Origin of the sequence: Brenneria populi (assembly GCF_036016195.1) — a bacterium.
GTDB lineage: Bacteria > Pseudomonadota > Gammaproteobacteria > Enterobacterales > Enterobacteriaceae > Brenneria > Brenneria populi.
Genome location: NZ_JAYWTM010000004.1, coordinates 292,130 through 305,474, shown reverse-complemented (window position 1 = coordinate 305,474; position 13,345 = coordinate 292,130). Strand labels below are relative to the sequence as shown.

Genomic DNA, 13,345 nt, shown 5'->3' with positions numbered 1-13,345 from the left:
GGATGTCGGTTACTCGCTCTCGCTGCCCGGCGGCGCAGGCGGCGCCGTCGGCAAGTCTGTATTGTTATCGCCCAGCAGAATATGGTCAAGAATCTGGCGGGTGATGGTGCCGACCGCCGGGCCCGCGCCGCCGTTTTCCAGAATGATCGACATCGCCACCTCCGGTTTGTTATAGGGGGCGAAAGCCACCATCAGCTTATGGTCGCGCAGGTGTTCGGCGATCTTGTGCGCGTTGTAGGTCTCATTTTCTTTCAGGCCGAAGACCTGCGCGGTGCCCGATTTCGCCGCGATCTTGTAAGGCGCGCTATCGAAACTTTTACGGGCCGTGCCGTTAGGACGGTTGGCCACGCCGTACATGCCGTCTTTGGCGATCTCCCAGAAGCCGGAATGGATATCGCCGATCTGCCGCTGTTCCGGCTGACGGTATGGCACTATCGCCCCATTTTCTCTGGTGCTGTACAGCAGATGCGGCGTTTTTATCTGCCCGTCGTTAATCAGCGTGGTCAGCGCCTTGTTCATCTGTATCGGCGTGGCCGTCCAATAGCCCTGTCCGATGCCGACCGGGATGGTATCGCCCTGATACCAGGGCTTCTTAAAGCGCTTGAGTTTCCATTCGCGCGTGGGCATATTGCCGGCGCTCTCTTCCGAAATATCGATGCCGGTTTTTTCGCCGTAGCCAAATTTGTTCATCCATTCGGCCAGGCGGTCGATCCCCATGTCATAGGCGACCTGATAGAAAAAGGTATCGGCGGACTCTTCCAATGATTTGGTGAGATTAAGCCGGCCATGTCCCCATTTTTTCCAATCGCGGAAGCGTTTTTCCGACCCCGGCAACTGCCACCAGCCGGGATCGAACAGACTGGTGTTGGTGGTAATCACCCCGGAGCTTAAGGCCGAAACCGCGATATAGGGCTTGACCGTGGACGCCGGCGGATAAACGCCCTGGGTGGCCCGGTTGATCAGCGGGCGGTCGGGATCGTTACGCAGCTGGTTATAATCCTTGCTGGATATGCCGTCTACGAACAGGTTCGGATCATAGCTGGGGGTGGAGACCATCGCCCGGATTCCGCCGTCGCGCGGGTCGGTGACGATGACTGCAGCGCGGCTGCCTTCCAGCAGTTTCTCGATATAGATTTGCAGATTGAGATCGAGGGTCAGATAGATATCTTTCCCCGCCTGCGGCGGCTGTTCGTGGAGCTGGCGGATCACCCGGCCGCGGTTGTTGACCTCGACCTCTTCATAGCCGGGTTTGCCGTGCAGCAAATCTTCATAATGGCGTTCGATACCCAGCTTGCCGATATCGTGGGTCGCGGCGTAATCGGCGAGCCGCTCTTCTTTGTTCAGCCTTTCAATGTCTTTGTCGTTGATTTTGGAGACATAGCCGATAACGTGGGTGAGCGCCGAGCCGTAGGGATAGTAGCGCCGCTGGTAGCCTTTTATTTCCACGCCGGGAAAGCGGTATTGGTTGACGGCGAAGGTGGCGACCTGCACTTCGTCCAGATTGGTTTTCACCGGGATGGAGGTAAAACGTCGCGAACGCTTGCGCTCTTTTTCAAAATTTTCCAGATCGTCATCGCTCAGGTTGACGATCGGCCTTAAGGCGTTCAGCGTCTCCTTTAGGTTATCCACTTTTTCCGGCACCAGCTCCAGCTGATAGATCGTCCGGTTCAACGCCAGCGGAATGCCGTTGCGGTCGTAGATAATGCCTCGGCTGGGCGCGATGGGCACCAGCTTGATGCGGTTTTCGTTGGAGCGCGTGCGGTAGTCATCGACGCGTAAAATTTGCAGATGATAGAGATTAGCGATCAATACGCCGGAAAGCAGCAAAACGCCGAAAAACGCCACGAGGGCGCGACGCACGAATAGGGCGGACTCAGCCGTATAATCACGAAAGGGTTTGCGTTCTATTTTCATCCAGCGCTTTATTTCACCAGTGTCGTCATATCGCCTTACTCCCGATGGTAAGGATGATTCGTGGTGATGCTCCAGGCCCGATACAGGCTCTCCGCCACCAGTACGCGCACCAGCGGATGAGGCAGCGTTAACGGCGAGAGCGACCAGCTTTGTTCCGCCGCCGCCTTGCACTCGGGCGCCAACCCTTCGGGGCCGCCGATTAACAGGCTGACATCCCGGCCGTCCTGCTTCCAGCGTTCCAACTGCCGGGCCAGCTGCGGGGTCTCCCATGGCGTTCCGGGAATGTCCAGCGTAACGATACGGTTGCCTTTGCCCACGGCCGCCAGCATTTGCTCGCCTTCGCGCTCCAGAATGCGTTTGATATCGGCGTTTTTGCCCCGCTTACCCGCCGGAATTTCCGTCAGTTCGAACGGCATATCTTTGGGAAAGCGGCGCAGGTAGTCGGTAAAACCCGTCTGTACCCAGTCCGGCATTTTGGTGCCGACGGCGACCAGTTGCAGTCTCATGCTAGCCCCAAAGCTTTTCCAGTTCGTATAATTGGCGGCTCTCTTCCTGCATAACGTGGACCATCACGTCGCCCAGGTCGACGACGACCCAGTCCGCGACATTTTCGCCTTCCACGCCGAACGGGATCAGCCCGGCGGCGCGCGACGCCTGCACCACATGGTCGGCGATGGACGCCACATGGCGGGTGGAGGTGCCGGTACAGATAATCATATAGTCCGTGATGCTGGATTTACCCTGCACGTTCAGTGCAACGATATCCTGACCTTTTAAATCGTCGATCTTATCAATAACGAAATCTTGCAGAGCCTGACTTTGCAATGGTTCCCCCTCGGTGGTTATCCATCCGCGACGGATGGGCGCTCATTATGCTATACCCTTCATACTTCAAGCTGCAGGCGCGTTGGCTTTGTTACTCGCTCCCTCCATGGAGCTCGCCCCGTTGGGGCCGCCGCAAGCGCTGTTCAAAAAACGCCTTGGCGTTTTTGTCCTGCAACTCGAATTATTTTGGCTATAACTTGCTGTGGGAATACCGCTTTTCGCGGCCTAATTGCCGAGATTATCGGTTTTTCCCTGTTATTGAAACCAGCGGCGGAGTATATCACAGCGCCGCCGGCGAGTGGTATAAGGCCCGACGGGCGCGTCACCGGTAGAGATGATGCTCGTCGATATAACGCAGCACGGCCGGGGGCGCTAAATCGTCGCAGCTGAGATGCCGCTGCCGCCGCTCGCGTATTTCCGTCGCTGAAATAGTAACCAACGGCGTATCGGCTAAAAAGATCAAACCGTGCGTTTGCCGGTGCAGGGCGCGCGGATCCGGCGTGAGATGATCCTCCAGCCATTGCTGCAGCGCAGGCGTCTCCATCTCCGAACGATAGCCCGGGCGGGCGCAAACCAGCAGATGGCAGACATTGAGAATATCTTGCCAGCGGTGCCATTGATACAGCGTCAGTAATGAATCCTGTCCAATGATAAACGCCAGCGGCCTGGCATCTCCGAACTCCGCGCGCAGCGTTTCCAGCGTGTCTATCGAGTATGACGGCCGCTGGCGCCGCAGCTCGCGATCGTCCACGCTAAACAGCGGATCGCCGGCGACCGCCAGTTCGACCATTCGCTGCCGCTGCCGCGGGCTGGCTTCAGGCTGCGGGCGGTGGGGCGGCACGTTGTTCGGCAGTAAAACCACCTGGCGTAATCCAACGATATGCGCCAGCGCGCTAACGGGGTGCAGGTGTCCGTAATGGATCGGATCAAAGGTTCCGCCGAAAAACGCCGTTAGGGCGTCGGGCTCGGTCGGTTCGATTATCTCGGCGCGCGTGGTCGAACTAGTTAACATCTAACAGGCTCTCAGGCAGATCTTTGCCGCACAAAATCATGGAAAGGGTTTCCAACTCAGGCCAGACAGACTGACCGTAGTTCTGTTTCAGGACAATTTCCAGTTTGGACAACAGGCCGATGGCCTGCTGCAACTGCGGCATCGTCAGCCGTTGCAGCGCCTGAGTCAACAGATCCCGGCGATTCTGCCAGACCTTATGCCGATCGAACAGCGAGCGCAGCGGCGCCGCCGCCATCTGGCGTTTCAACGTCAGCAGCAGCAGCAGTTCGCGCTGTATCGTCCGCAGCAGGATGACGGGTTCGCACTCTTCCTGTCTGAGCTGATGCAAAATATGCCAGGCGCGTTTGCTTTTGCCGGCCAGTAGCGCGTCAAGCCAGTGATACGGCGTGAAATGCGCCGAATCGTTGACCGCCTGCTCCACGCGCGGCAGCGTGAGCCTGCCGTCAGGATAAAGCAGCGACAGGCGTTCCAGCGCCTGCGCCAGCGCCAGCAGGTTCCCTTCATAACAGTAACAGATAAGCTGGCTTGCGGGTTCGTCCAGCTCCAGCTTCATGGCTTTGGCGCGCTGGGCGACCCAGCGCGGCAGCTGCGCCTGTTCCGGGGTCTGGCAGCTGACGTAAGCGCCGTTTTGCGACAGCGCTTTGAACCAGGCGCTGTTTTCCTGGGCCTTGGTCAGCCTATTGCCGCGCAGTATCAGTAAAATATCCTGATGCAGTAAGCCGGACAGCTTGACCAGATTTTCCGTCATTGCCGCATTCGGGCCGTTGTCAGGCAGGATCAGCAATAGCGTCTGCCGGGCGGCAAACAGGCTGAGGGATCGGCAGGTGCTGAAGACGGCGTCCCAGTCGGTATGCATATCCAGCGTGAAGCTAAAATGTTCGCTGAATGCCTGCTGTTGGGCTGCCCGCCGAATGGCGTCCAGGCTTTCCTGTAGCAAAAGGGGGTCGTTGCCGCAGATGAGATAACAGGCGCGCAGCCCCTCCTGGAGCTGCGCGGCGAGTTGTTCCGGGTAAAGGCGGATCATGAACGCGGGGGAGCGGCGCTTGGCGAACTTTGCCGGCGGTTTTTCACTTCCTTGCCGCCTTTAACCGTTAGCAGATTGCGCACCAGCCGCGCCGCCGCCTGGTCGCGCATTTCCTGGCGGATAATATCCTGTTCGGCGTCTTTCGCCAGCGCGGCCAACGGGTTGTCAAAGAACGTGCGGAATACCGTAACGTTGAGGGGATAAATATTGTCGCCCGGTATCAACACCTGCGCTTTCAGCGTCAGGACCATTTGGTATTCGGCGGTTTTCCCGTCCTGGAAAATAGAGACGGTATCTTTCGACTCCGTTGAGCTCAGGATCCGCAGCGAGGGGATGTCCTGCCGCGCGGCGTCGGCAACGATTTCCACGTCATTGGCGCGCAATTGTTCACGCACGGCGCGCGTCAGCGGGCCATAGGGATCGCTGCTGTCGAGCGCCAGCTTTTGTAGCTGCGCAGGCACTTGCGTGGTGCCGCGCAGATGGAAACCGCAGCCGGCGGTGATAAGCACCGCCAGCCCCAGCAACAACGTAAACAGACGATGTCGCACAGATCCTCCTCGCCTTAACCCACAACCAGGTTAAGCAGTTTGCCAGGGACATAAATCACTTTACGCACGGCGACGCCGTCCAGATACTTCGCTACCAGCGGCTCCTGGGCCGCACGCTCGCGTACCTGATCCTGCGTGGCGTCGGCGGGGACGGTGATTCTACCGCGAACCTTGCCGTTAACCTGAATCACCACCAGTTTGCTCTCTTCCACCATCGCCTGCTCATCCGCTACCGGCCACGGCGCGGTGTCGATATCGCCTTCTCCCTGCAGCGCCTGCCACAGCACAAAGCAAACGTGCGGCGTGAACGGATAGAGCATGCGCACCACGGCCAGCAGCGCTTCCTGAGTCAGGGCGCGATCCTGTTCACTCTCCTGCGGCGCTTTGGCCAGTTTGTTCATCAGCTCCATAATGGCGGCGATGGCGGTGTTGAAGGTCTGACGGCGGCCGATATCATCGGTGACCTTGGCGATCGTTTTATGCAGATCGCGACGCAGCGATTTCCGATCGTCGGTTAAGGCCGCGAGATCCAGCGCCTGAACCGGGCCTTTCTCCGTATGGTCGAAAACCTGCTTCCAGACGCGTTTCAGGAAGCGGTTGGCGCCTTCGACGCCGGACTCCTGCCACTCCAGCGTCATCTCCGCCGGCGAAGCGAACATCATAAACAGGCGAACGGTATCGGCGCCATATTTTTCCACCATCACCTGCGGGTCGATGCCGTTGTTTTTCGACTTCGACATCTTGCTCATGCCCGCATAGATCACCTCGCGGCCCGCTTTATCGACGGCCTTGACGATGCGGCCTTTATCATCGCGCTCAATGGCGACGTCCGTCGGAGAAACCCAAACGCGTTCGCCGTTATTGCCGACATAATAGAAAGCGTCCGCCAGCACCATGCCCTGGCACAGCAGACGTTTGGCGGGTTCGTCGGACGTCACCAGGCCCGCGTCGCGCATCAGCTTGTGGAAGAAGCGGAAATACATCAGGTGCATGATGGCGTGTTCGATCCCCCCCACATACTGATCGACCGGCAGCCAGTAGTTGGCCGCGGCCGGATCCAGCATCCCTTCGTCGTACTGCGGGCAGGTATAGCGCGCGTAGTACCAGGAGGACTCCATAAAGGTGTCGAAGGTATCCGTTTCACGCAGCGCCGGCTGACCGTTCACGGTGGTCTTCGCCCACTCGGGATTGGCTTTCAGCGGGCTGGTGATGCCGTCCATCACCACATCTTCCGGCAGGATCACCGGCAGTTGATCTTCCGGCGTCGGAATGACGGTGCCGTCTTCCAACGTCACCATCGGAATGGGCGCGCCCCAGTAGCGCTGACGGGATACGCCCCAGTCGCGCAGGCGGTAGTTGACCTTGCGCTCGCCAATACCCAGCGCCACCAGTTTGTCGGCGATGGCGTTAAAGGCGGCGTCAAAGTCCAGGCCGTCGAATTCGCCGGAGTTAAACAGCCGGCCTTTTTCCGTCATCGCCTGGGCGGATAGATCGGGCTCGCCGCCGTCGCTGTCCAGAATAACCGACTTGATGGTCAGCCCGTATTTCGTGGCGAACTCCCAGTCGCGCTGATCGTGGCCCGGCACCGCCATCACCGCGCCGGTGCCGTAATCCATCAGTACGAAGTTGGCGACCCAGATCGCCACTTTTTCGCCGTTCAGCGGATGAATGGCATACAGGCCGGTGGCCATGCCTTTCTTCTCCATGGTCGCCATGTCGGCTTCGGCGACTTTGGTATTGCGGCATTCATCAATAAAAGCGGCCAGCGCCGGGTTATCGGCCGCGGCCTGTATCGACAGGGGGTGTCCCGCGGCGACGGCGACGTAGGTCACGCCCATGAAGGTGTCCGGACGGGTGGTATAGACGCTGAGCTTTTCCTGGCTGCCGGCCACGTCAAAGGTGATTTCGACGCCTTCCGAACGGCCAATCCAGTTGCGCTGCATGGTTTTAACCTGTTCCGGCCAGCTTTCCAGCTTGTCCAGATCGTTCAGCAGCTGATCGGCGTAGTCGGTAATTTTGATAAACCACTGCGGAATTTCTTTCCGTTCGACTTTGCTATCGCAGCGCCAGCAGCAGCCGTCAATCACCTGTTCGTTGGCCAGCACGGTCTGATCGTTCGGGCACCAGTTCACCGCGGAGGTTTTCTTGTAAACCAGGCCTTTCTCGTACAGCTTGGTGAAGAACCACTGCTCCCAGCGATAGTAATCGGGTTTGCAGGTGGCGACTTCACGATCCCAGTCGTAGCCAAAACCCAGCAGTTTGAGCTGGTTTTTCATATATTCGATATTGGCGTAGGTCCAGGGCGCGGGCGCCGTGTTGTTTTTGACGGCGGCGCCTTCGGCGGGCAGACCGAACGCATCCCAGCCGATCGGCTGCAGCACGTTTTTACCCAGCATGCGCTGATAGCGAGAGATCACGTCGCCGATGGTGTAGTTACGAACGTGTCCCATGTGTAGACGGCCGGAAGGGTAGGGCAGCATGGAAAGGCAGTAATATTTTTCCTTGCCGGGCTCTTCGGTCACTTTGAATGTTTTTTTCTTTTGCCAGTGAAGTTGGACGTGCGCTTCTATCTCTTCTGGGCGGTATTGCTCTTGCATGGCTGCCAGGTGTCCTATTAAGTCAACGAATAGCGTGTTCTGATTCAGAATAAATGATCCGCATAGCATAGCTGATAAGCGGCTGAGGCAACAACACTCTGTATCCGGCTGGGGAATATTTCTAATCTGTGAGGTGAAAACGAATGAAAATCGCGCAAATATCGCCGTTATCCCGGTTTTAGAAAGAAAATGGTCTAAAATAGAGGAAGATAGGTCGAAAATCTGTCGGTTTGCCGGATCCCGGCGCGCAAGAGCCGCGTAATCTTATTCAACCGGTGTTTTCAGGAGGACGCATGAGTAAAGTTGCCCGCTATTACCGCGAGTTAATGGCTGCGATAACGGCCCGGCTGGATAAGGGAGAGCGCGATATCAATGATATGGTGCGAGGCGCCCGGGAGACGCTGCAGCAAAGCTCCGGGCTTACGCAAAAAGAGAGCGAACAGGTGATTCGGGCCGTGCAGCGGGATTTGGCGGAGTTTGCCCGCAGCTATGATGAAAACCGCGACGAGTTCACCGACAGCGTGTTTATGCGGGTGATTAAAGAGAGTATCTGGCAGGAGCTGGCGGATATCACCGATAAAACGCAGCTGGAATGGCGCGAAATCTTTAAGGACGTCAGCCAGCACGGGGTTTATCACAGCGGCGACGTTGTGGGGCTGGGCGATCTGGTCTGTGAGAATTGCCATCACCATATCGCTTTTTATACGCCGGAAATTTTGCCGCTTTGTCCGAAATGTTCGCATAATTTGTTTTATCGGCGGCCGTTCCAGCCATAAGCCGGAGTTCGCTGTGCCAGCGCCTATCTCGCCGCTTTCCCGATCTCTCCTTCTCGCCATGCCGTCGTCAGAAATCGCGATAAGCCGACATCGCGCCCACCTTCAATTGCGGGAATATTTTTTACGGAAGAATAGCGTTAAATAATTTGATTAAAGTTCCGGATAACGACGCCAGTTAGTGGAACCGTGAATTTTGCTGCCTGAATTTAGGTGTTATGCTTATTTCCGAATCTTACCGGTGAGCCGGTAATCAAAGCATTTACGACAGACTTTAAACTTAATGCGGTTAATTACCCTTTAAATGCATGTGGATATTGCTGAGGCTTTATTATCCAATGCCTGCGGCATTGCGAAACGGATGAAAATAATCTGAGGTGATATATGGAACATAAACCTTCTTCCGCATATCTGGCGCCGAACTCTCTTCATGATGAGGAAGAGAGGCTGATCAGGGATATGCAGCGTGATGTGCTTAGCGCGCTGACCAGCAGCATGAGTTTCGGCGACACCGGAAATTACATGTGTCATCGGATTCAGCGACTGGCTCCGGGCGTATTGGTTTCTGTCTGCCGGATTGCGGACAACCGGATGTGCCCATGGGCCGCGCCGGATTTTCCGGTGGAGTACGGCGAACATTTTGCCGACATGGAAATCGGCGAAGGGGTCGCCAGTTGCGGAACGGCCGCGTACCGGAAGGCGTCTGTCATGGTGTCTGATATTGCAACGCATCCCTTCTGGGAACCTCATCGGCATGTAATGATCCCACACGGCCTGCGTTCTTGCTGGACTTATCCGGTGATGCGGCGGGATGGCAGCGTGGCCGGAACGTTCGCTTTCTATTTCCGGCAGACGCATGAGCCTGACCCATGGCTGGAGCGCATTGCGGAAGCCAGCGTGCACTTGTGTACGCTGGCAATAGAGTTGGAAGAGGGGCGGATGGCTCTCACCCAGGCCATACAGTTTGACACGTTAACGGGACTGCCGAATCTCAACAACCTGCGTGAATACCTTGGCGGATTGGTAGTCGCTGATGCCCCGGTTCGTCATGTGGCGCTTTTTTATGTCAGGCTCGATCGTTTCGGGGATATCAATACGTCTTTCGGACACCGCATTGGCGACTGTATCCTGATTGAAATGGCGAACCGCCTCAATCGGTATCTAGATGCGGGGGCGTTCCTTGCGCGTGGCGATAGCGATACTTTCATTATAGTGATGCAGGACTGTGATATTCACAGCGCCACCCGGGTTGCGGAGGGTATGCTTGAGGTTATCCGGCAGTCAGTGGTGGTGGAGTCGTTGCCGGTAAGTCTGTCAGCCAGTGTCGGGATCTGTTCCTTCAGCACGGTAGACGTCTCGTTTGATGAAGAACTTAATAATGCCCGTAATGCTGCCTCTCGTGCCCGGGAGGAAGGGGGCGGAAGATACCGTTTCTTTGACCCGGAAATGAACCGTATGGCTTGTGACCGGCTGATGCTTGCTACCGCATTGCGGTGCGCGATTGCAAAGGGAGGGCTCCGGCTTGAGTACCAGCCTCAGGTTAATCCGATGGATGGGCGACTGACCGGCGTGGAGGCCTTGGCCCGGTGGTCTGATCCGGCGCTGGGCGAGATTTCTCCTATGCGGTTTATCGCCGTGGCGGAGGAAAACGGAGATATCGGGGCGTTATCTCTGTGGGTAATGGAAGAGGCTTGCCGACAGATGGCAGACTGGCGCAAAGGCGCTATCGCCGTTCCCGTCGTGTCCGTTAACCTTTCTCCGGCCAATTTCCGTGATTCATCATTACCGGATGTGCTTGGCAATCTGTTGCAGAAGTATCAACTGCCGGGCAACGCGCTGATGCTGGAGATCACGGAGGGGATGATTATGGACATGACGCCCTTGACGATGGCGGTGATGACGCGTATTCGCGGGATGGGCGTGGGGCTGTCAGTGGATGATTTTGGTACTGGTTTTTCAAGTCTGTCTAGGTTGGTCTGCTTGCCGGTGACGGAAATTAAAATCGACAGGGCGTTTATTCGCAAAATTGATAAAGATGCCCGCAGCCGTTCCCTGGTAGCGGCGATAGTTAGCGTAGGTGAAAACCTGGATTTGAATGTGGTTGCAGAAGGGGTAGAGGAGGAAGCGCAACTCTCCTTCTTGAGACAACTCGGGTGTCCGGTTGTGCAAGGATTCTATTATTCGCGCGCGGTGCCTGCCAAAACGCTTTGTAGAATGATTTCAGAGGGCTGGGGGGGCTAATGGTGCCTCGGAATGCTTCCCATCGCATTTCATTAATCATCGTAGAGCGTTGCCGGGCCATTCCCGAATGATTGCCGGTTCGGGATGCGGAGAGGATTCCCCGGCGCAGATATACCCGATAGCGTTCGCGGCTTGCCGCATCGCCGGCGCGGCTGCCGTCTTTGTTTATCCCCAGATGCCTACTTAAGTAAGCAACTGGGGGGTTATGTGGTTACACCTTCGACGCAGCTCGCATTATGCGGCCGCCGGCATGGAAGGCGGATTAGTGCAGGATTTTCGCCAAGAAATCTTTGGCGCGATCGGACTGCGGATTATTGAAGAAATCGTCTTTCGGCGTATCTTCAATGATTTTTCCCTCATCCATAAAAATGACGCGGTGCGCAACCTTGCGGGCAAAGCCCATTTCGTGCGTGACGACCATCATGGTCATCCCTTCCTGGGCCAGCTCCACCATCACGTCCAGCACTTCGTTGATCATTTCCGGATCAAGCGCCGAGGTCGGTTCGTCGAACAGCATGGCGATGGGATCCATGCACAGCGCGCGGGCGATGGCTACGCGCTGCTGCTGACCGCCGGAAAGCTGCCCGGGATATTTGTTGGCGTGCGCCGCCAGACCCACGCGCTCCAGCAGCTTTTGCGCTTTGTCTCTCGACTCTTCACGATTCCGCTTCAGCACTTTTACCTGCGCCAGCGTCAGGTTGTCGATAATGGACAAATGAGGAAAGAGCTCAAAGTGTTGGAATACCATGCCTACTTTTGAGCGCAGCTGGGCCAGATTGGTTTTTTTGTCATTAACGACGATGCCGTTGACTTCAATCTCGCCTTGTTGGATAGGCTCCAGGCCATTAACGGTTTTGATTAAAGTGGACTTTCCGGAGCCGGAAGGGCCACAAACCACGACCACTTCACCTTTCTTCACTTCCGTGGAGCAGTCGGTTAGCACCTGAAATTGGCCATACCATTTAGAAATATTTTTCAGGAAAATCATCAAACCGTCCTTTTTTTCAGATAACTGACCAGCATTGAAGCGCTGATGCTGATAATAAAATAGACAAATCCGGCAAACAGGATCATTTCAATTTGTGTTCCATCACGTTCTCCGATGGTGGAGGCGGTACGGAAGAAATCGGCCAGGCTGAGTACGTAAACCAGCGACGTATCCTGAAACAGGACGATGCCTTGGGTCAGCAGCAACGGCACCATGGCGCGGAATGCCTGCGGCAGAATCACCAGCTTCATCGACTGTCCGTGCGTCATACCGAGCGCCAGCGCTGCCGATAACTGTCCGCGCGACACGCTGAGGATACCGGCGCGGATAATTTCAGAATAATATGCGGCCTCAAAGAGTGAAAAGGCAACCATCGCCGAAATTAACCGAATGTCCGTCTTCGGCGACAGGCCAAGCACGTTTTGCAATAGGCTGGGCACCACCAGATAGAACCACAGTAATACCATAACCAATGGCACGGAGCGGAACGTGTTAACGTACAGCTTGGCGAACCAGCTGATCGGCTTGAACGAAGAGAGGCGCATCACCGCCAGAACGGTTCCCCAGATAATGCCGACGACGACCGCGGTAACCGTGATTTTTAACGTGACCACCATGCCCTGCAGCAGGTAGGGCAGGCTCGGCACGATGGAACTCCAGTCAAATTCATACATGGATTATTTGCTCCCCATATTGCCCGGCAAACGGATTTTCTGCTCGACTAGCTGCATGATAAACATAATGATTATGTTGATACCGACGTAGGCCAGGGTAATCGCGGTGAAAGACTCATACGCATGGGCGGAGTAATCCAGCAGTTTCCCTGCCTGCGCGGCCATATCCACCAGCCCGATCGTCGAGGCGATGGCGGAGTTTTTGACCAGATTAAGCATCTCCGATGTTAACGGCGGAACCACCACGCGGTAAGCGTTGGGGAGCAATACGTAGCGGTAAGTCTGCGGCAGCGTCAGCCCCATAGCCAGCCCGGCGGCTTTTTGGCCGCGCGGCAGCGATTGAATGCCGGCGCGCACCTGTTCACACACGCGGGCCGCGGTAAACAGGCCCAGACAAATCATGGAAGATAAGAAGAACTGGATATTGGGGTCGAGTTCAGACTTAAACCACATGCCGATATCGGTCGGCAATAGCTCCGGCACCACCAAATACCAGGTGAAAAATTGTACAATCAGCGGGACGTTGCGAAACAGTTCAACGTAACAAGTACCAATTCCCGCCAGGAAACGGTTGGGGACGGTACGTAAGATACCAAATAGCGATCCGACTAAAAACGCGATGATCCAGGCACATATAGATAATGTGACCGTTACCTTCAGGCCGGACAATATCCACCCCAGATAGGTGGTATTGCCGAATGGAGCTTCTTGCAGAAATATGCCCCAATTCCAATCTATTGACATAACAA

Annotated in this window: 12 protein-coding genes; 2 read left to right on the top strand and 10 right to left on the bottom strand. The window is 56.2% G+C overall.

Annotated features, from left to right (window positions below):
• Positions 1-9: 9 nt before the first annotated feature.
• The 7 genes from mrdA to leuS all read right to left on the bottom strand — a co-directional run bounded on the left by mrdA (position 10) and on the right by leuS (position 7,920).
• A complete protein-coding gene (mrdA, locus tag VSX58_RS06220; RefSeq protein WP_327617337.1) occupies positions 10-1,914 on the bottom strand; it encodes a peptidoglycan DD-transpeptidase MrdA in 1,905 nt (634 codons plus the stop codon).
• Positions 1,915-1,949: 35 nt separating this feature from the next.
• The gene (rlmH, locus tag VSX58_RS06215) at positions 1,950-2,420 is read right to left on the bottom strand and encodes a 23S rRNA (pseudouridine(1915)-N(3))-methyltransferase RlmH (RefSeq protein WP_327614757.1); all 471 of its coding nucleotides are present in this window, start codon (positions 2,418-2,420) and stop codon (positions 1,950-1,952) included.
• Position 2,421: 1 nt separating this feature from the next.
• Positions 2,422-2,739: a ribosome silencing factor gene (rsfS, locus tag VSX58_RS06210; RefSeq protein ID WP_327617336.1), complete on the bottom strand. Its 318-nt coding sequence runs from the start codon at positions 2,737-2,739 to the stop codon at positions 2,422-2,424.
• A gap of 322 nt (positions 2,740-3,061) precedes the next feature.
• Positions 3,062-3,751, bottom strand: coding sequence for a nicotinate-nucleotide adenylyltransferase (gene nadD, locus VSX58_RS06205; protein ID WP_327617335.1), 690 nt, complete (start codon positions 3,749-3,751; stop codon positions 3,062-3,064).
• Positions 3,741-4,775: a DNA polymerase III subunit delta gene (gene holA / locus VSX58_RS06200; RefSeq protein WP_327617334.1), complete on the bottom strand. Its 1,035-nt coding sequence runs from the start codon at positions 4,773-4,775 to the stop codon at positions 3,741-3,743. The genes nadD and holA overlap by 11 nt, the downstream gene beginning before the upstream one ends.
• Positions 4,772-5,323, bottom strand: coding sequence for an LPS assembly lipoprotein LptE (lptE, locus tag VSX58_RS06195; protein ID WP_327617333.1), 552 nt, complete (start codon positions 5,321-5,323; stop codon positions 4,772-4,774). The genes holA and lptE overlap by 4 nt, the downstream gene beginning before the upstream one ends.
• A gap of 14 nt (positions 5,324-5,337) precedes the next feature.
• On the bottom strand, positions 5,338-7,920 hold the full coding sequence (leuS, locus tag VSX58_RS06190; protein WP_327617332.1) for a leucine--tRNA ligase: 2,583 nt from the start codon (positions 7,918-7,920) through the stop codon (positions 5,338-5,340).
• Positions 7,921-8,213: 293 nt separating this feature from the next.
• On the opposite strand from leuS, the gene VSX58_RS06185 reads away from it, so the two are divergent.
• Both VSX58_RS06185 and VSX58_RS06180 read left to right on the top strand, forming a co-directional pair.
• Complete coding sequence (locus VSX58_RS06185; RefSeq protein WP_327617331.1) at positions 8,214-8,696, top strand: zinc ribbon-containing protein; 483 nt, start codon at positions 8,214-8,216, stop codon at positions 8,694-8,696.
• Between the two features lie 381 nt (positions 8,697-9,077).
• A complete protein-coding gene (locus VSX58_RS06180) occupies positions 9,078-10,934 on the top strand; it encodes an EAL domain-containing protein (protein WP_327617330.1) in 1,857 nt (618 codons plus the stop codon).
• 262 nt (positions 10,935-11,196) lie between these two features.
• On the opposite strand, the gene VSX58_RS06175 is transcribed toward VSX58_RS06180, so the two are convergent.
• The 3 genes from VSX58_RS06175 to VSX58_RS06165 are packed head-to-tail and all read right to left on the bottom strand — an operon-like array spanning position 11,197 to position 13,340.
• Positions 11,197-11,922: an amino acid ABC transporter ATP-binding protein gene (locus VSX58_RS06175; protein ID WP_327614748.1), complete on the bottom strand. Its 726-nt coding sequence runs from the start codon at positions 11,920-11,922 to the stop codon at positions 11,197-11,199.
• A complete protein-coding gene (gene gltK / locus VSX58_RS06170) occupies positions 11,922-12,596 on the bottom strand; it encodes a glutamate/aspartate ABC transporter permease GltK (RefSeq protein ID WP_327614747.1) in 675 nt (224 codons plus the stop codon). The genes VSX58_RS06175 and gltK overlap by 1 nt, the downstream gene beginning before the upstream one ends.
• A 3-nt stretch (positions 12,597-12,599) precedes the next feature.
• Positions 12,600-13,340, bottom strand: coding sequence for an amino acid ABC transporter permease (locus tag VSX58_RS06165; protein WP_327617329.1), 741 nt, complete (start codon positions 13,338-13,340; stop codon positions 12,600-12,602).
• Positions 13,341-13,345 lie beyond the last annotated feature (5 nt).